The following is a 20,076-nucleotide window of genomic DNA, read 5'->3' on the forward strand; positions in this document are numbered from 1 at the left end:
CATTTCATTAATACTTTATCTCATGGTCACAAACTCTTCGGCAGAAGTTGGATGAATCGCAACGGTATTATCAAAATCTTTCTTAGTCGCTCCCATTTTTAGAGCAACAGCGAAGCCTTGCAAAATTTCATCCATCCCAAATCCAATACCATGAATCCCCACAATTTTCTCATCCTTACCCACGCAAACTAGCTTCATCTTCGTAGGTTGACGATGTTCAGTAATTGCACTAAACATAGCCGTAAAAGAGGTGTTGTATACCTTTACAGCTTCCTGACCATATTGATCTACCGCTTCATCTTCGGTGATCCCAACAGTACCTATAGGCGGATGACTAAAGACCACTGTAGGAATATTTTCATAATCTAAATGTTCTTCAGGTTTATTATTAAAAAGCCGTTCTGATAATCGACGTCCTGCCGCCACAGCAACAGGTGTAAGTTCCATTTTTCCAGTAATATCCCCTACAGCATAAATGCCCGCTTGCAATGTATTCTGGAATTTATCAACGCAGATATAGCCCCTATCATCAAGCTCAATATTCGCTTTTTCTAGAGCTAAACTTGCTGTATTCGGTTCTCGACCTGTTGCCCAGATAAGACAATCGATCGTATGACTTTCACCATTTTCTAAATGGAGCACCACCGAACCATCCCCATTTTTTGTGACTTTTTTGGGAACAGCTTGCGTGTGTACCGTAATACCATCTGTTTGCATCACAGTCATAAGTGTTTCACTAATAAATGATTCAAAACGACGTACTAGTCGATTCTGACGGATAAATAGCCCGACCTCGGAGCCTAATGTATTGAGTACCCCAGCAAGTTCAACCGCAATATAGCCAGAACCTATAACAGCTACTCTTTTAGGTAAATCAGATAACTCAAAGAAGCCATTAGAGTCAATCCCATATTCAACCCCTTCAATATCAGGTAATGATGGCTGTGTCCCTGTAGCTATTAAAATATGATCCGCAGTAAGTCGATTACCATTAACCTCAATCGTATGAGTATCAATAAAGGTCGCCTCACCTTGTATAAGATCCACTTTATTACTGCTTAGGCTATTTTGATAAGACGTATGAATTCTTTGTATATAAGCTTGCCGATTTTTAATTAAATGCTGCCAATCAAATGATTCAACATGTGCATTAAATCCATAGTCTGGTGCATATTTCTGTATCGTCTCCGCAACATGTGCTGCATACCACATCACTTTCTTAGGCACACATCCCACGTTTACACACGTCCCCCCAATTTCACTTTTCTCAATCAATGCACATTTCTTTCCATACATTGCAGCACGATTAACTGATGCAATCCCGCCACTACCGCCGCCAATCGCAATATAATCATAATGTTTTGTCATCATCGCCTCGTAAAATCGATTGTAAGTGCTGTTTTGATTCTAGGTTATATAGATATACAATAAGAATTTGCAAAAACCGTGGTTTTTTAATTTTTTAATACAAGAAAAAAGCACTGATCATTTCTGAACAGTGCTTGGAACATGATGAGCGTCTGTAAATATTAACAGACCTCAAATTTTAGTATTAGTCTGTAGTTTTCGTAGACGTTTGTACTAATGATTGATCAACCCCGCCAAATTTTTTGAAAAGTTTTGCACGACGTTTTGGATAAATGTTCGCTTTGTTTAAATCACCTTTGTAGTGATCAACAACACGTTTATCCATCATTTTAAACCATAGAGGTGGAATCAATGCTGGTAGAAGCATACTTGCATAACCACTTGGCAACTCTGGTGCCTCATCAAAATGACGTAAAGCTTGGAACGGACGAGTTGGATAAGCATGATGATCCGAGTGACGTTGCAATTGGTACAAGAATAAGTTCGTTACGATATTATTGTTGTTCCAGCTATGCTCTGGCATTGTACGTTGATACTTGCCGTTTGCATCTTTTTGACGTTTTAAACCATAGTGTTCAATATAGTTAATAATTTCAAATAAACTAATGCCATAAAATGCTTGAGTTGCTAAATATGGAATTACACCTTTTCCAAATAAACCAACCATTGAACCATGAAATGCAGCACTCATGCCCCAACCTTGTAACAACTCATTCTCTGTAGACCAGAACTCTTTGCCTTTACGTTTTAAACGATTGGTTTCAATCTCAATTGCAGATTTTAAAGAACCAATCACTGTACGTGGCCAAAATTCGTAAAAAGTTTCCCCCATTTGTGAAGACGCTGGATCTTCAGGAGTTGCGGCACGCTTATGATGACCGTAAGGATGTTCAACACGGAAATGGTTATAACCTGTAGGTACCAATGCTAAGTGAGAAAGAATATGATCAATACGATCATGTTTATGACTCAACTCATGTGCCGTATTAATGGCGATACCATTGATCGCACCCATTGAAACACCAAGCAAAATTTTATCAAGAAAAGAGGTTTCTTTTCGGCTTGTTAAATAACATGCATATAAGTTCGCTGCATATTGTAATGGAATAAAGCTTTTTACTAAGCGAGAATAATACGGATCTTTTTCCAGCAATTTAATATCTTCGTCGCTTGGATTATTCGCATCTTTACCAATAATCGTATCAATTGTTGGAATGACAATATGTAAAACAATCGGACCGCCTAAAGCGAAGATTTTCTTTAGGGGACGAGGGGCAAATTGATAACCTGCTAAAATTCCAATTCCAATTACAGGTAAAGCTGGGCTGATGGCCCATAGATAACGTTTACGATCCAATTCAGTTTTTGATTTTGGAATGCTTACTGGCGTAAGTTCTTGACTAACATTTACTGGCGCATTCATCGTCGTATCCATGTCTTCGTATATATGTATATTTTGAAGAATTATGAAGGCGATGACAGTTGCAAGCGTCCAAAAAACCTATGTATAAGTCTTTGGCGTAATCCCCCCTGTTTTTGTCCTAAAAACACATATTGAGTTATTACAATAGCTCTCTATAATTTAAATTACATACATTATATAAAACGCATATGGACGCCTTAAGTAAAATTTTTGCAGATATTCATTTAAATCACACTGAATATATCTATTTGAAAACACAAGGAGAATGGGGATTCATTTGCCAAGATCAAGCTGCTTTGATCGTACATATTGTTTTAGTCGGTTCAGTATATATTCAAATTGATGCGCAGAATAATCTCGTCGCACATGCAGGTGAAATTGTCTTAATCCCATCGGGACAGGCACATACAGGCGCAGATAATGCCATCACCAAGCTTATTGATGCGGTTGATATCTCAAAATTGTTTGATGGTCATCGTGAAGAAGCAGTTGAGTTTGGTACAGAGTCATCTGAAAAAAATCTGATACTTACCATTCGATGTCAAATTGATACGATTATGGCTCGTCCATTTATTCAAGCTCTACCCTCACTCATTCATATTCAACAAGGTGATAATACAGCGCCTGAATGGCTGCAAATTGGATTACATTTTCTGGCATTAGAGACTCAAAATATTCAAGCAGGTCGAGATATTATTATCGATCATCTAGTTAATATTTTACTAATCAAATGTATCCGCGACCATATTCAACAAATTTCGAGTCAACATGGCTGGCTTAGTGCATTAAATCACCCCGAGCTTAGTAATAGTCTCGCAGCGATTCACAATCATCCGGAAGATGCTTGGACTGTCGAATCCCTTGCAGAGCAGTGCTGTATGTCACGCTCGAAGTTTGCGAGTTTATTCCATGAAGTAATTGGTGAGTCTCCTCTCGCCTATTTACAACAGCATCGTATGCGCCTAGCAAGCCAATATTTACGTAAAAGCAACTACTCTATACAAGTCATCGCCAATAAAGTGGGCTATTCATCTGAAACGGCTTTCAGCCAAGCATTTAAACGAACTTTTGAATTATCACCTAAGCAATATCGACAGCAATATGTTGAAGTTGAACCTTAAATTGTACAAATAAAAAAAGACACCGAGGTGTCTTTTTAGATGACCAATAAATTATCGTACGATGCCACGTGTTGATTGTTCTAATGAGTCAATCAACAACTGCGCTTCTGAAACTGAGCCTAAAATCTCATTTCGAATTTGCTCAATTGCTTGTTCAGTTGTCAAACCCGATTTATAAATCAGTTTGTATGCAGTTCTTAGACCCTGAATCGTTTCTCTAGACCAACCTTTACGTCGCATACCTTCGATATTTAAACCATGCGCATGTGCAGGATTACCGGAAGCCAACACATAAGCAGGCACATCTTTCAGGATCAACGCAGCACCACCAATCATACTATATGAATCGATTCGACAGAATTGATGTACACCAGCATTACCACCAACAATGACATGATTTCCCACATGTACATGTCCAGCAATACCCACGTTGTTGGCAAAAATATTGTGATCACCAATAATACAGTCATGTGCAATGTGCGTATTGACCATAAAAAGGTTATGACTACCAATTTTAGTCAGACCTTGATCCTGTACAGTACCGCGGTGTAATGTGCAATGCTCACGAATCGTGTTGTGATCCCCAATTTCTAACCAAGTTTCTTCGCCTTTATACTTCAAATCTTGGCAGATTTCCCCAACACTTGCGAATTGAAAAATATCGTTATTTTTACCAATCCGTGTAAAACCACCAATCACTACATGTGAGTGTAATTTTGTACCTGTGTCAATACTTACATTTGGACCCACAATACAATAAGGTCCGATCTGCACATCAGATGCGATTTCTGCAGACGGATCAATAATTGCTGTAGGATGTATTAAATTTTGACTACTCATGCCTGCTCAATTTTCTGGTGTGAAATAATAATCTCAGCTGTTGCCGCAACAATGCCGTCAACACTTGCAGTACAATTGTACTTGTAAATGCCACGTTTTTGCATCACAAGTTCAGATTTTAAGACAAGCTGGTCACCCGCAACAACCTGTTTCTTAAATCTTATTTTTTCTGCACCGGCAAATAAAAATAATGAACCTGCTTTTGGCTTTTGGTTAGTGAGTACAAAACCCAGAATACCAGAGACTTGCGCTAATGCTTCAATGATTAAAACACCAGGCATAATTGGGTAAGCTGGAAAGTGCCCTTGGAAAAACTCCTCGTTGATCGTCACATTTTTATAGCCAACGATGCTGTTCTCTGTAACGTCTGTTACTCTGTCAACCAATAAAAAAGGATAACGATGCGGTAAATATTCACGAATGGTGAGAATATCCATTGGTAATTCAGGCATTGTAAATGCTGGTAATGTAGACTCGGTCATAATAAATTATTTACGTAACTTTAAGGTTGATTCAAGGGACTCTAATTGAGCTTGCATATGATCCAGTCTTTTCATTATTTGGGTCAATGGCACATCTGCTAATTGTCTTAAACGTACAATCGTCTTTTTCCAGTGCTTATTTTCAAAAAGTCCCATTCCTGAAGAATAGGTTCCAGCTTCATAAATATTTTTTGTGACCATTGACATTGCTGTAAGTGTCACATTATCTGTGATTTCTAGGTGTCCAACAACCCCACTCGCCCCACCAAGTATGCAGTTTTTGCCAATCTTCGCACTTCCTGCAATACCACAATTTGCTGCTATCGCAGTGTTTTCACCGATCTGTACATTGTGAGCGATTTGCACAAGGTTATCAATAATGACACCATCTTCTAAAATTGTGTCATCTAAAGCACCACGATCAATGCTGCAATTTGAACCGATACGAACATCATTTCCGATACGAACAGAACCCAACTGGGCAATTCGATGCCATTTTCCTTGGTATGGTGCAAAACCAAAACCTTCAGAGCCAATCACTGTATTTGCATGAATACGAACACGATCACCAAGTTTTGCTTCGCCTGTGATCGTCACATGAGTATCAATGAAACCATCTTTGCCCACTTCAACATGATCATCTAAAAATACATGAGCTTGAATAATCGTGTTAGCACCAACCACACAGTTTTCACCAATTACAGCATAATGACCAATATAGGCATCATCTGCGATGATAGCTGAAGGATGGATCTGGGCTGTGCTTTCAATTCCACGTTGAGTTATTTTTTTTGCAAAAACATGGGTTAACATTGCGAAAGCTAAATAAGGATTTTCAACAACAATAAAGTTTTTCTTATCTTTCAATTGCGCTTTTAATGTCGGTGTGACGATATAAACGCCAGCAAGACTTGACTCAGCCTGTGCTAAATACTTATCACCATTTACAAAACTTATGTGCTGACTTTGTGCTTGTTCTAAACTTGCTAAGTTAAAAATTTCGAAGTCTTTTTCACCAAAAAACTCACCTTGTACAAGGTGAGCAATTTCTTCTAAACGGTAACTACGTCTATTCATTGATTATTTCATTGCATTGACCTTTTGAATCATTTTATCAGTTAAATCATACTGAGCGTCAGAGGCAATCGTAGAATTTTTATTCAAAATAAAGTCTAAATTGTTCTCTTTACGCAATTGTTCAGCTGCTTGCTTCACACGATTCTCAAAAGTGGTATTCATCGTTTGCAAAGTTGACTGAACTTTAGTCTGCAAGCTTTGTTGTGTCGTATTGAATTCATTCACTTTTGCTTGGTACTGAGCCGAAAGTTTCTGCAAATCCGCTTGATTTGCCGATTGAGCACGTTGCTGTAAAGTCTCGATTTCTTTGCCTAACTGCTCTAACTTCGTCGATGTTGGTTTTACTGACTGACCTAAGCTTGCATTTTGTTGTTTGAGATAAGTGCTGCTTTCTACAACTTTTGCTAAGTCTACCACTGCTATACCAGCAGCATTGCTAAAAGCTGATACAGTTAAACCCAAACCGAATACCAGTGCTGTTAATGTTTTCATGAGTCCGTCCTTTATATATTTTACAAATTTAACCGAGGTCGTACTTAGAAAGTACGACCAATTTCGAATTGGATTGATTTAGTATCATCACCCTTCTTATCATTAAGCGGGTAAGCATAGCTCAGTGATAAAGGTCCAATCATGGTAATCCATGTAAAACCAACGCCTACGCTATAACGTAAATTTCCAAAATCTAAACCGTAATTATCTTTACAGTATTGCTTAACATCAGAAATGGCTTGACCGTTCAGGATCATACCTTTCTCACCATACGCGCTATTTGAAATATCACATTTGGTATCGAAAACTTGTGCACCTTCAGCAAATATGACTGGACGCACTTGTCGTGCCCAATCGCCTTTGAATGGTACTGGTAATGCCAATTCAGTACCAAACTGAACAAGTGCATTACCACCCACTTCCTCTGGATCAGGGTCATTCCGGTTTGTTTCTTGGAAAATCACGCTTGGATATCTAGGTCCTAATGAACTGTTATCATAACCACGCACCGAACCATAACCACCTGCATAGAAGTTTTTATAGAATGGTAAATCATTACCATAACCTAACTTTCCGTAACCACGGAGAACAAAGCCCGCACCTAATGATTTAAATGCTTGGGCATCATAAGTTAGTTTTTGATAGTCGACATCACTACCTGGAAGACCAACTTCAAGACCTACACGATGCGACATACCGGAAGTCGGGAATACAGGGCGATTGAGTGTATTATATGACCAACCTAAATTAAGCATATAGGTCAGGAATTCACCTTCAAATGCACTGTTATAGTCCTCAAATCCCCCTTTACATGTTCCTGGTTCTGGTTTCGGAGTAAGTGGATTATCGGGGTCAAACACCGTCTCATTTTCGCCACTTGGACACCAAGTAGAAGATCCCGTAGTCTTCCCACCATTTGCAAGTAAATAATCACGAATATAAGTCGATACACTTGGACCAGTTCTGACTTTAGTCTGATCAATACCAAGTGAAGCACTTAAACTCTGATTTTCATCAATTGGATAACCAAAACTTAAACTACCACCGATACTATCCGTTACGTAGTTGTTAACGTTATAGTTTTCATTCAGCTTTGTCTTACGGTAATAAACATTGTAACCACGACTTACACCATCAATCGTAAAGTATGGATCAGTCACACTTAAGTTGTAGTAATCTTGTGTCTCTGAACGAGAAAGATCTATCGCAACACGATTACCAGTTCCCATAAAGTTGGTTTGACTTAAGCCCGCTTGGAACGTCACACCACCATTTTGTGAATAACCCACAGCAAGCGTGGTTGTACCTGAGTGTTGCTCTTCTACGGCAACATTCAGATCTACCTGATCTGGTGAGTTCGGAACACGAACAGGCTTCACATCTACAGTTTTAAAGAAACCAGTACGTTCTAGACGGATTTTAGACAGGTCAATTTTTTCATTACTGGCTAAAGCACCTTCCATCTGACGCATTTCGCGGCGTAAGACTTCGTCAGCAGTTTTATTGTTTCCTGAAAAGTTAACACGACGAACTGTAACTTGCTGCCCAGGATTCACATAATAATTTAGATTAACAATACCCGTTTCATTATTAATATCTGGAACGACATTGACTTCAGCGTAGTAATAACCTGCATTACCATACTTACGCAGTAATAATTGCTTAACCGCATTTACACGCTCTTGCGAATAAGTCTCACCATCTTTATAAAGCTTTAAGGCATTCAACTCTTCTGGTTTGTAAAGTGCATCACCTAAAAATTTGGTTTCACCAAACTTAAACTGACTGCCTTCATCTACTGAAACTTCAATAAAGATATTTTTTTTATCTTCACTGATATTTAGTTGTGAATTAATAATATTAAAATTGATATAACCCTTGTTGAGATACAGTGCACGTAAAGCCTCTAAGCTTGCTGCCATTTTCTCACGAGCGTAACGGTCATTACGGGTAACAATAGAAGCCCAACCACTTTCTTTTACCGCAAAGGCTTGCTTGATATCACTATCACTAAATACTGTATTGCCGATAATATTGATATCGAAAACTTTTGCTGCAGTACCTTCGTTGAAATTCAACATCAACTCAACACGGTTATTTGGTCGTGCTACGGTTTCAACCGTCACATCAGCATCATAACGCCCTTGTTGGGTATATTGTTGCTCTAGTTCAGTTTCAATAATCTGTAACGCAGATTTTTTGAAAACCTCTCCTTCAGCAATACCCATTTTCTTTAAGCCTTGTTCTAAGGCTTCTTTAGGAATGAGTTTATTGCCTTTAAATTCCAGTTTTGAAATAACTGGTCGCTCGACAACGTTGAAGATCAAAACATCATTTTGCTTATATGCCTTGATATCATCAAACAAACCCGAAGCATATAAGCTACGAATTGCTTCCGCGATCATTGGGTCACTTACACGATCACCACTATTTATTGGTAACATCGAATAGATACTTGCAGGTGTTAAACGCACTAGCCCATCAATTCGTATATCTCGTGCAAGAAACTCATCTGCTGCGTATGCTTGTTGTACCACTGCCATCGCACTAACCAGTGCCAAAGGCATTAATAAATGTGTGTGACGCATGCCCATATATTTTCCAGTAAGTTAAATTCCATTTGCGTTTTTATAAACGCATGAAGTCGTTAAATAAAGCCAAAAGCATCATGCTACCGAGCAGTAACATACCAACTTTTAGACCCAATATCTGTATTTGTTCAGAAACAGGTTTTCCACGGATGATCTCGATAAAGTAATAAACTAGATGACCACCATCAAGCATAGGAATTGGCAACAGGTTTAAAATCCCCAAGCTCACACTCATAAGTGCCATAAAGGAAATAAAAGTTTGCCATCCCATTTCCGCACTTTGTCCAGCCACTTTAGCAATCGTAATTGGACCAGATAAATTATCCAGACCAATCAATCCTCGAATCATTTTAACGATCGAGTTAAAAATCATCTGTGAAAGTTGCACTGTTTTATCAAAAGCTACACCTAAAGCCTCTAAAGGTGTGTACTGAATTGTTTGCTTATATTCATTTGGTATCGTGACTTTACCTGCATCACTTTTAACACCCAAAACACCGGTAACGTTACCCATATTGTCACGTTGACCACGAGGGATCATCTGTAAATGAACCAATTCACCCTGACGCATTACATCTACGTTCAGCAATTTTTCTGGAGAGTTTTGTACTACATTAACCACATCAAACCAGTCATTCATTGCGACATTATTAATCGCAACAATTCGATCACCCTCTTTCATGCCTTGACGTATTGCAGCACCATCAGTAGTCAACTCTTTTACTACTGCTGGAATCATCGGCCGATAAGGTAAAAACCCCAATGCATCCAAAGGAGACTGACTTTGATCTTTAAGGAAGTTCTGAATCGGCAAATTAAATTGTTTTTCAGAACCCTCACGGTCTACAACGACTGAAACCTGCCCAGACTCACCAATACGGTTAATTAATGCAAAATTTAGTTTTTCCCAAGTTGGTGTTGACTGACCATCAACAGCAACCACTTTGTCACCCACCTGTAAATCAACCTGTGCAGCAACAGTATCCGGCATGATCTTGCCAATACGTGTGTTCAATTGTTCCTGAGCGGGTAAAAATAAAATCCAGAACAGTAATACAGCAAAAATCAAGTTAACCAACGGCCCTGCTGCAACAATCGCAATCCTTTTCCAAGGTGATTGTCGATTAAATGCATAAGGAAGATCCTTTTCAGCGACATTTCCCTCACGCTCATCGAGCATTTTGACGTAACCGCCCAAAGGTAATGCAGAAAGCTGATATTGAATACCTGATTTTTTGGATTGCCATTTCAATAACGTAGGACCAAAACCAATGGAATAAACCAAGACTTTGACACCTAATTTACGAGCAACCCAATAATGACCAAATTCATGAATAGCGATAAGTGGACCAAGTAATAAAATCGCTGCAACAATCATAAATAGTGCATTCATACGATTTAGCCCCCTATATCCACAATATACGTCTCTGCAACTTGTCTAGCGATCATATCAGTATGCAAAATGATGTCTATATTTTCTGCTTTAGCGTTTTGTACAACTTGTAAAGTATGTCCAACAACTTCAGGAATCGCTGTAAACTTAATTTTATGCTGCAAAAAAGCCGAAACAGCAATTTCATTCGCAGCATTTAAGATCGTTGGTGCCAAACCGCCTGCACGCATCGCTTGACGAGCTAAATCCAATGCAGGAAACTTAATAATATCAGGTGCTTGAAAATCAAGCTGTGCCGTATCAAATAAATTTAACGCCGGAACATCTGTTGCCAAACGTTTTGGCCAAGCCAATGCATGTGCAATTGGTGTACACATATCAGGATTACCCATTTGTGCCAAAGTCGAACCATCCACATATTGCACCATCGAATGAATAATACTTTGTGGATGGACAACAACTGTAACAAAATGTTCGGATATTGAAAACAAATGACACGCCTCTATCAATTCCAACCCCTTATTCATCAGAGTTGCAGAATCAACAGAAATCTTTTGCCCCATCGACCAATTCGGATGCTTGCACGCTTGTTGAGGAGTGACCTTGGATAATTGTTCCAACGAATGATTTAAAAATGGACCACCTGATGCTGTTAATAGGATACGAGACACGCCTAACTGAGGTTGTCCCGTTCTTTCAGCATCTAAATAATCATGTGGAAGTGATTGAAAAATTGCATTATGTTCGGAGTCTACAGGCAATAACAATGCATTATGTTGCTTAGCAGCTTGCATCATGATATCACCAGACATCACCAGTGACTCTTTATTCGCAAGTAATACACGCTTGCCTGCCTTGACCGCAGCCAAGGTCGGCAAAAGCCCAGCAGCACCGACGATTGCTGCCATCACAATATCAACTTCTGAATGCTCAGCTATTGCAACAAGACCTGCTTCATCGGTTAATATTTCAATATTGTTTAAATTTTCTTGCTTGAATCTTTGTTGTAATTCCAATGCTTTTTTATTTGGAACCACAACAACTTTCGGATGAAATTGTTTACAAATTTCTAAAAGTTCATCTAAACGACTATAAGCAGAAACTGCAAATACTGAGTATTGATCTGGGTGTTGTTGTAATACTCTTAAAGTACTTTGTCCAATTGAGCCCGTAACACCCAATATACATACAGCTTGAGTCATCTAAAGATCTACACCAATAAGTTTTAAAATATACATTCCAGCTGCAAAAATCGGAGCGGCTGCAAGTAAAGAATCAATACGATCAAGCACACCACCATGACCTGGCAACACGCGTCCAGAATCTTTAATACCTGCACGACGCTTAATCATAGATTCAAATAAGTCACCTAAAACTGACGCAAATACAGTAATGATGGAGAGCATTAAAAATAGGATCAACTGTACAATTGTTAGATTTAGATAGAAATATTGAACAACCAACATAATAATTACAGTTGTTGCAATACCACCATACAAACCTTCTAGTGATTTATTTGGACTGACTGAAGGTGCAAGTTTCTTTTGACCAAACTTACGACCCACAAAATAAGCCCCACTATCTGCTCCCCAAACCAAAAGGAACAAATACATTAACCACCATGGCGAACTATGCCAAACCGCATATAGCGCTGTAACCGCAGCTGAAATTAAGATAAAGCCAATAAGATATAATGACGGATTGTACCAATTATCAGATTCGGGATAATTCCTCACCCAATAAATACTACCTAGCCAAGTGAGAATAGATGCAGCCCAAAGTAACAGTGCAACATCATCATAAAACAATGCAAGTGTCGAAACTAGTGCAACAAAGCCACCATATACCCATGCTTTGGGTTTTGATGCAGTCGTTTGAACACGAGGCATGAGTTTAAACCACTCATAACCTGCTACCCCCGCAGCTAAAATCATAAGCACAAACATTGGATAATGTGATTGCGTTGCAAACATGCAACTTAAAACAACTGCAACTAACACCAATGCGGTAATAATCCGCTCAAACATTATTAATTCTCTATTTTCGCTTGTTGAATTTGTTCAGAGGTTTTACCAAAACGTCTTTCTCGCCCTGAGAAAACACGGAATGCGTGATCTAACTCCTTTATGGTAAATTCTGGCCATAAAGTATCGGTAAAATACAACTCCGCATAGGCCGCCTGCCACAGCAAGAAGTTAGACAAACGATAATCACCGCCTGTACGAATCAACAAATCGACAGCTGGTAAATCATTTAGACTGACATATTTATCAAATAAATCAACATTTATCTGATCTGTTTGGAGCTTTCCTGCAACCACATCTTCAGCAATAGATTTTGCAGCATGTGCCATATCCCACATACCACCATAACTAATTGCAATAGAAAGTGTCATAGAATCAAACGCAGCTGTTTTCTGCTCCGCTTCTTGCATCAAATCCCGTAATTCTTCTGATAATCTAGATCGATCACCAATAAAACGTAATGCAATATTGAATTTTTCCATACGAGGAAGCTGCTCATAGATTGTTTCTTTGAGCAACTGCATGAGTAAATCAACCTCATATTGTGGTCGATTCCAATTTTCACTTGAAAATGCAAAAACAGTTAAAGCACGTACACCTGATCTTTTACAGTGTTCAACGACAGGATCTAGGACATTTTTACCCTCACGATGTCCATCGCCTTTTTGCATTTGCTTTTTTTTAGCAAAACGATTGTTGCCATCCATAATGATGGCAACATGTTGAGGAGGATGATGTTCTTCTGATGAGGTCATAAATCAGACCTTCATCAATTCTGCTTCTTTCGCTGCAAGACGCTTATCAACCTCGGCAACAAATTTATCCGTAATTTTTTGAATTTCATCTGATGCACGACGATCATCATCTTCAGAAATTTCTTTTTCTTTCAATAATGCTTTGATATCACCCAATACATCACGACGAATATTTCGAATCGCCACTTTTGCATTTTCTGCTTCATTACGTGCAACTTTTTGCATATCGCGACGAGTTTCCTCCGTCAATGCTGCCATTGGTACACGAATAGCGTCAGCCGTAATAGGATTCAATCCTAAACCTGCCTCACGTATCGCTTTATCAATTGCAGAAACCATTGAACGTTCGAATGGTTGCACGAGTAAAGTACGTGAATCCTCAAGCCCAATGTTTGCAACTTGGTTAAGCGGAACATCAGAACCATAGTAAGGAACCATCACACCATTTAAAATTGATGGGTGAGCACGTCCAGTACGAACCTTGGCAAAACCATGTTCTAACGAGTCAAGTGACTTATTCATACGGTCTTCTGCGTCTTTTTTAAGATCGTTAATCATATGATCTTCCTTACTTATTCATGAGATATTACAAAAAAATTATGCGTAGTATAAAGAGCTTTCAGGCTTACGTACATTAGTTCGTAACGTGAGTTCCTTCTTTTTCGCCCATTACGACGGAAAGCAATGCACCAGATTTGTTCATATCAAAGACTTGTAATGGCACATTATGGTCACGACATAAACAAATTGCGGTAAGATCCATTACACCTAGCTTTTCATCAAGCACTTGATCAAAAGTCAGATTGTCATATTTTACAGCGTCATCATATTTACTTGGATCTTTATTATATACACCATCAACTTTGGTTGCTTTTAAGATCAAATTCGCTTCGATCTCAATACCACGCAAGCAAGCCGCAGTATCAGTTGTAAAGAATGGATTGCCTGTACCTGCTACAAAAACACAAACCTCGCCTTGACTTAAATGGCGAATCGCATCGCGACTAGAATATGACTCCACCACTGTTCCGATCGACAAAGCTGACATTAAACGGGTTTTAATATTGCGACGAACCAATGCATCTCGCATTGCTAGGCCATTCATAACGGTTGCCAACATTCCCATTTGATCGCCAGTTACACGTCCAACCAAGCCGTCTTTTTGCAATTGGCTACCGCGGTATAAATTACCACCACCAACCACGATACCGACCTGAACACCCAAACCTACTAGGTGCGCAATTGAAAGTGACATTTGATCTAGAACTTGGGCATCGATACCCATATCTTTATTTCCAGCTAAAGCTTCACCCGAAAGCTTTAGCAAAATTCGCGCATAACGTGGATTTTTAGACGTTGACATACTGTTACTCCAAACCGACCAATCTCAAAAATTATTCTTTATATCTCATTCAACATTAAGTAGATTTAATCGCAATTAACTTTGCAAATAAATCATATTCATCCGCATCTGTAATTTCGACCTCAAGCAAATTACCTGCTTGAATTACACTCTTGTCGATATCTTCAACAAAAACATTACCATCAATCTCTGGTGCATCAGCATACGAACGTGCGACTGCAACTGGGAACTCTTCTTCCAAACTATCAACTAACACGATCATTCGCTGACCAATACGCTTTTGTAATTTAGCAGCCGAAATTTGCTGCTGAACTTCCATAAAACGTTCATAGCGTTCTTGTTTTACTTCTTCTGGTACATGATCTGGCAAATCATTTGCTGTCGCACCTTCAACTGGCGAATATGTAAAGCATCCAACACGATCAAGTTGTGCTTCTTTCAACCAATCTAAGAGCATTTGAAAATCTTCTTCTGTTTCGCCAGGGAAACCAACAACAAAAGTAGAACGAATCACCAATTCAGGACATTTTTCACGCCACAATTTAAGGCGCTCTAATGTATTTTCACTGTGAGCTGGTCGCTTCATCAATTTTAAGATGCGCGGACTGGCGTGCTGAAAAGGGATATCTAAATAAGGTAAAATTTTGCCTTGTGCCATTAAATCAATCGCAGCATCCACATGTGGATAAGGATAAACGTAATGTAAACGTACCCATATACCTAATTGACCAAGTGCCTCACACATATCATAGAATTTGGTTTTGACTGGCTGCCCATTCCAAAAATCCAACTTGTACTTAGTATCTACACCATACGCAGAAGTATCTTGGGAAATCACCAAAACTTCTTTTACGCCCGCACGCTTAAGCGCTGCTGCTTCATCGAGCACTTGACCTACAGGACGAGAAACCAAGTCACCACGCATACTTGGGATGATGCAGAATGTACAACGGTGGTTACATCCTTCTGAGATTTTCAAATAAGCATAATGCTTTGGCGTTAAACGCACACCTTGCTCAGGAACTAAATCAATAAATGGATTGTGTTTTGGTGGTGCTGGTACATACTCATGCACAGCTTCCATCACATCTTGATATGCCGCAGCACCTGTTACTTTTAAAACATTTGGGTGCATTTGGCGGATTTTATCTTCGTCCTTACCTAGGCAACCTGTAACGATAACTCGACCATTTTCGCTCATGGCTTCGCCAATCGCATCTAAAGACTCTTGTACTGCAGATTCAATAAAACCACAGGTGTTAATCACAACCAAATCTGCACCATCATAATCTGATGCAACTTGATAACCTTCAGTCTTTAACTGAGTTAAAATTCGTTCAGAATCTACCAATGCCTTAGGACAACCTAAAGATACAAAACCGACTTTGGGGGTCTTCATGAATCTGCGCTCCACTTGAATCGGCGTATTGTATGTCTTTTCTCGCCTTACGCATAGCTACAAAGCCATCTCTTTGTGTAATGCACCAAAATACAACCAAAGTTTTGATAAAAATCCACACATGCACCATTTTGGAACATGATAAAATTATTAAATCATCCTATCTATGTGAAAAATACCGTATAAATGGATGTATTCATCAATAAGCTATTGAAAATTAGCCAATACAAAGTTGGCTTGCATTTTGCATAACGTACATTTAAGAAGTTAATGGCAATCTATTCAAATTGATATTTAATTGCGCCATTTTAAAACAGGACGATTCACAAATGGATCAACATAACACTATCGACTATCGACTACTGGTCGATAACCTAACAACTGCTATTTTATTGGTCGATAGTCAGCTTAATATTTTTTATTTAAATTCAGCATGTGAAGCATTATTTGATATTAGTTTGCTACGTGCATCTGGTCAGCCTGTGTTAAATCTATTACATGCGCATGATGATCCATTTAACACCTATGAAGCTTTATTAAATACCTTGAAAAGCGGACAACATTACACTCGTCGTGAAGCTGTAATAAATGTCAACTTCAAATCCATCCATGTCGATTATACAGTTTCACAACTCAATACAGGTAAAAATCAATCTAGTTTACTTTTAATTGAGCTCAACCCGATTGATCGCATGCTGAAAATTTCGAAAGAAGAAAATCTAGTTCAACAGCATCAAGTTGCTCGTCAACTCGTTCGAGGAGTCGCACATGAAATCAAGAATCCATTGGCTGGAATACGTGGTGCAACTCAGCTACTCGCGCGCAGCTTAAATGATGATAGTTATGGTGAATTTACGGACATTATTATTAGTGAAGTAGATCGGCTGACCAACCTCGCAGATACGATGCTTGGTTCACGCCAACTGCCTAGTTACGAGCATGTCAATGTGCATGAGCCACTTGAGCGAGTACGCTCATTAATTACCAACCAAACTAAAAAGAAAATCAAGATCACTCGTGATTACGATCTTTCATTGCCTGACGTGATGGCTGATCGTGACCAACTCATTCAAGTCATGCTCAACATTAGTGTTAATGCAGTACAAGCCATGACTGAAAATAAGGATTTCTTTGTTGATTCTGAACCTGAACTGATTTTAAGAACTCGGATTCAACGACTTGTCACAATTAATGGCGTGTTAAATCGATCAACGATCCGAATCGACATAGAAGACAATGGACCAGGCGTACCGGAAAGTATTCTGGAGTCTGTTTTTTATCCACTGGTCACAGGACGTGCTAAAGGTACAGGACTGGGGCTTAGTATTGCTCAAAACATTATGCATCAACATAACGGAATGATTGAATGTCAATCCGTTGCTGGAAAAACCGTATTTAGCTTATATCTACCTTGGGAGTCAAACCATGTCACGAAATAAAATTTGGGTTATAGATGACGATCGTGCCATGCGTTGGGTACTTGAAAAAACATTCAAAGAAGAAGGTTTTGATGTCACCAACTTTGAAGAAGCACAAACTGCTCTTGAGCGCTTACATGATGATGCACCAGATGTCATTCTGACCGACATCCGCATGCCAGGAATTGACGGTTTAACATTCTTATCTAAGGTTAAGAACTCACACCCTGATTTACCTGTAATTATTATGACAGCACATTCTGATCTTGAATCAGCTGTCTCTAGTTATCAAACAGGTGCTTTTGAGTATTTACCAAAACCTTTTGATATTGATGAAGCACTTGCACTCGTTAATCGTGCAATCTTACATATCAATAAATTGCAGCAACAAGAAGCAACCAAAACTGCTTCACCACTGCAATCGACCGAAATTATTGGTGAATCTCCTGCTATGCAGGAAGTATTTCGTGCCATTGGACGTTTATCGCAATCCCATATTACTGTTCTAATCAATGGTGAATCTGGTACAGGTAAAGAGTTGGTTGCCCATGCATTGCATAAACACTCACCTCGTCGCGCTAAACCTTTTATTGCACTAAACATGGCTGCTATTCCAAAGGACTTGATTGAAACCGAGTTATTTGGTCATGAAAAAGGCGCATTTACAGGGGCTAACACACAACATCAAGGTCGTTTTGAACAAGCGAATGGTGGCACTTTATTCCTTGATGAAATTGGCGATATGCCGTTTGAAACCCAAACACGTTTGCTCCGTGTTCTTGCGGACGGTGAATTCTACCGCGTTGGCGGTCACATTCCTGTGAAAGTGGATGTACGAATTGTCGCAGCGACACATCAAGACCTCGAAAAACTTGTAAATGAAGGTCGTTTCCGTGAAGACTTATATCACCGCTTGAATGTCATTCGTATTCATATTCCTAAACTTGCTCATCGAAGCGAAGACATCCCTATGCTTGCACAGCATTTCTTAGCACGTGCAGGTAAAGAACTCGGCGTGAGTCCTAAAATTTTACGTACCGAAACCACGGACTACATGCAGCAGTTGCCATGGCCAGGTAACGTTCGCCAACTCGAAAATACGTGTCGTTGGCTTACAGTAATGATCACAGGTCGTGAAGTTTATCCAGAGGACTTACCTGCTGAACTTAAACAAGTTTCGATCCAAAAATCACCAAATGATGGAGCAGCCTCAACAGTTCCGAGCAATCCTAATATTGTGGAAAGAATTGCTGTTCATCATTGGGATGAGTTATTGGCACAATGGGCTATCCAAAAACTCAAAAATGGTGAAATGAAAATACTTGATATTGCAACACCGATGTTCGAGCGCACACTGATCACAGCAGCTTTACAGCAAACCCGTGGTCGAAAACGTCATGCCGCTGAGCTTTTAGGTTGGGGACGCAACACCCTAACCCGTAAACTTAAAGAGCTTGGCATGGACTCGACTGAAGATGATGACGATGAAGAAATTCGTTCAGCCTAAGCCTTAGAAGTCATTAAAAAAGCGAGCTCAATATCAGCTCGCTTTTTTCTATTTAACAGGAGAAAACAACTTCCTCTAGAACACCATACAACACATATGGTTTTTGCTATAATAATCGCAACCCCACCATCAATAGTACCGAATACAATGGCAGATATTTGTTACCCAAACTGTGAACAGCCTCAAACCCGTCGCGGACAAGAGCGTCGTCTTGCGCTATTACTTTGTGCAACCGATCTATTTCTTGAAAAGGGTTATGATGATGTTTCTTTGGATGACATCGTAAGTCATGCTGGAGGATCAAAAGCCTCTATTTATAAATACTTTGGTAATAAAGAAGGACTTTTTACTGCGATTTGTGATTATCGAAGAGAGGTTTTTTTTAATGGTGTATGTTTACCTTACTCTCCAGATTGTGTCAGTTTGAATCATTATTTAACTCAAACGCTTCAACGCTTTTACCACCACATTATCAAACCAGAAAATATTGCATTTATGCGCATGTTTACAGAGCAAACCCAGAAAGATGCTCAACTGGCAAATTATTTCTATGATAAATGTGCGGTGAATGTTCAAAATACAATCGCATGTGCACTACATCAATCCCATCTCAAAAATGAAATCATCTGCACACAACCACATTACTCAGCAACAATGTATTTCGGTATTTTACGTGATGTCGAATGGCGCATTTTAATGGGCTTAAAGATCCCAGAAAATGATCTAGAAATCTTTGATTATATTCAATATTCAGTAGATTTGTTTTTAAAAGCTCATCAAAAGGTCTAATTCTTTTGCATTTTCGAATACCTGTAGTATAGTA

At 39.1% G+C, this 20,076-nt stretch carries 18 protein-coding genes; 4 read left to right on the forward strand and 14 right to left on the reverse strand.

From position 1 onward, the window contains the following. Positions 1 to 15 precede the first annotated feature (15 nt). Positions 16 to 1,368 (reverse strand): glutathione-disulfide reductase, encoded by a 1,353-nt coding sequence (gene gorA, locus DS737_RS08735; RefSeq protein WP_017394822.1) that lies wholly within the window; start codon positions 1,366 to 1,368, stop codon positions 16 to 18. Positions 1,369 to 1,552: 184 nt separating this feature from the next. Further along, positions 1,553 to 2,791, reverse strand: coding sequence for an alkane 1-monooxygenase (locus tag DS737_RS08740; protein ID WP_113997337.1), 1,239 nt, complete (start codon positions 2,789 to 2,791; stop codon positions 1,553 to 1,555). 188 nt (positions 2,792 to 2,979) lie between these two features. Here DS737_RS08740 and DS737_RS08745 point away from each other — a divergent pair, with 188 nt between their 5' ends. Continuing rightward, positions 2,980 to 3,912: an AraC family transcriptional regulator gene (locus tag DS737_RS08745; RefSeq protein ID WP_005090635.1), complete on the forward strand. Its 933-nt coding sequence runs from the start codon at positions 2,980 to 2,982 to the stop codon at positions 3,910 to 3,912. Between the two features lie 51 nt (positions 3,913 to 3,963). Here the strand turns inward: DS737_RS08745 and lpxA are convergent, their stop codons facing one another. The 12 genes from lpxA to rimO all read right to left on the reverse strand — a co-directional run bounded on the left by lpxA (position 3,964) and on the right by rimO (position 16,328). Continuing rightward, entirely contained in the window at positions 3,964 to 4,752 is a 789-nt protein-coding gene (gene lpxA / locus DS737_RS08750) for an acyl-ACP--UDP-N-acetylglucosamine O-acyltransferase (RefSeq protein ID WP_004639009.1), read from the reverse strand. Then, the gene (fabZ, locus tag DS737_RS08755) at positions 4,749 to 5,234 is read right to left on the reverse strand and encodes a 3-hydroxyacyl-ACP dehydratase FabZ (protein WP_004639006.1); all 486 of its coding nucleotides are present in this window, start codon (positions 5,232 to 5,234) and stop codon (positions 4,749 to 4,751) included. Before fabZ ends, lpxA begins: the two co-directional genes overlap by 4 nt. A gap of 6 nt (positions 5,235 to 5,240) precedes the next feature. Continuing rightward, positions 5,241 to 6,311, reverse strand: a complete 1,071-nt coding sequence (gene lpxD / locus DS737_RS08760) for a UDP-3-O-(3-hydroxymyristoyl)glucosamine N-acyltransferase (RefSeq protein ID WP_008941463.1) — start codon at positions 6,309 to 6,311, stop codon at positions 5,241 to 5,243. 3 nt (positions 6,312 to 6,314) lie between these two features. Then, the gene (locus DS737_RS08765; protein WP_005090640.1) at positions 6,315 to 6,803 is read right to left on the reverse strand and encodes an OmpH family outer membrane protein; all 489 of its coding nucleotides are present in this window, start codon (positions 6,801 to 6,803) and stop codon (positions 6,315 to 6,317) included. A 44-nt stretch (positions 6,804 to 6,847) separates the two neighbouring features. Continuing rightward, on the reverse strand, positions 6,848 to 9,397 hold the full coding sequence (bamA, locus tag DS737_RS08770) for an outer membrane protein assembly factor BamA (protein ID WP_113997338.1): 2,550 nt from the start codon (positions 9,395 to 9,397) through the stop codon (positions 6,848 to 6,850). Between the two features lie 34 nt (positions 9,398 to 9,431). Continuing rightward, positions 9,432 to 10,787, reverse strand: coding sequence for an RIP metalloprotease RseP (gene rseP / locus DS737_RS08775; RefSeq protein ID WP_004638999.1), 1,356 nt, complete (start codon positions 10,785 to 10,787; stop codon positions 9,432 to 9,434). Positions 10,788 to 10,792: 5 nt separating this feature from the next. Next, complete coding sequence (gene ispC / locus DS737_RS08780; RefSeq protein WP_075315546.1) at positions 10,793 to 11,989, reverse strand: 1-deoxy-D-xylulose-5-phosphate reductoisomerase; 1,197 nt, start codon at positions 11,987 to 11,989, stop codon at positions 10,793 to 10,795. Continuing rightward, complete coding sequence (locus DS737_RS08785) at positions 11,990 to 12,814, reverse strand: phosphatidate cytidylyltransferase (RefSeq protein ID WP_004638994.1); 825 nt, start codon at positions 12,812 to 12,814, stop codon at positions 11,990 to 11,992. A gap of 2 nt (positions 12,815 to 12,816) precedes the next feature. Beyond that, positions 12,817 to 13,566, reverse strand: coding sequence for a polyprenyl diphosphate synthase (uppS, locus tag DS737_RS08790; protein WP_004638991.1), 750 nt, complete (start codon positions 13,564 to 13,566; stop codon positions 12,817 to 12,819). 3 nt (positions 13,567 to 13,569) lie between these two features. Beyond that, on the reverse strand, positions 13,570 to 14,124 hold the full coding sequence (gene frr / locus DS737_RS08795; RefSeq protein WP_004638989.1) for a ribosome recycling factor: 555 nt from the start codon (positions 14,122 to 14,124) through the stop codon (positions 13,570 to 13,572). A gap of 76 nt (positions 14,125 to 14,200) precedes the next feature. Then, entirely contained in the window at positions 14,201 to 14,929 is a 729-nt protein-coding gene (gene pyrH, locus DS737_RS08800) for a UMP kinase (RefSeq protein WP_004638988.1), read from the reverse strand. Positions 14,930 to 14,984: 55 nt separating this feature from the next. After that, positions 14,985 to 16,328, reverse strand: a complete 1,344-nt coding sequence (rimO, locus tag DS737_RS08805) for a 30S ribosomal protein S12 methylthiotransferase RimO (RefSeq protein ID WP_004638985.1) — start codon at positions 16,326 to 16,328, stop codon at positions 14,985 to 14,987. A gap of 329 nt (positions 16,329 to 16,657) precedes the next feature. On the opposite strand from rimO, the gene glnL reads away from it, so the two are divergent. The 3 genes from glnL (at position 16,658) to DS737_RS08820 (ending at position 20,042) form a co-directional block, all read left to right on the forward strand. Then, entirely contained in the window at positions 16,658 to 17,767 is a 1,110-nt protein-coding gene (gene glnL, locus DS737_RS08810) for a nitrogen regulation protein NR(II) (RefSeq protein ID WP_004638983.1), read from the forward strand. After that, positions 17,754 to 19,253, forward strand: a complete 1,500-nt coding sequence (glnG, locus tag DS737_RS08815; RefSeq protein ID WP_004638982.1) for a nitrogen regulation protein NR(I) — start codon at positions 17,754 to 17,756, stop codon at positions 19,251 to 19,253. Before glnL ends, glnG begins: the two co-directional genes overlap by 14 nt. Positions 19,254 to 19,400: 147 nt before the next feature. Continuing rightward, positions 19,401 to 20,042: a TetR/AcrR family transcriptional regulator gene (locus DS737_RS08820; protein WP_005080889.1), complete on the forward strand. Its 642-nt coding sequence runs from the start codon at positions 19,401 to 19,403 to the stop codon at positions 20,040 to 20,042. Positions 20,043 to 20,076 lie beyond the last annotated feature (34 nt).

It is taken from the genome of Acinetobacter haemolyticus, assembly GCF_003323815.1.
Lineage (GTDB): Bacteria > Pseudomonadota > Gammaproteobacteria > Pseudomonadales > Moraxellaceae > Acinetobacter > Acinetobacter haemolyticus.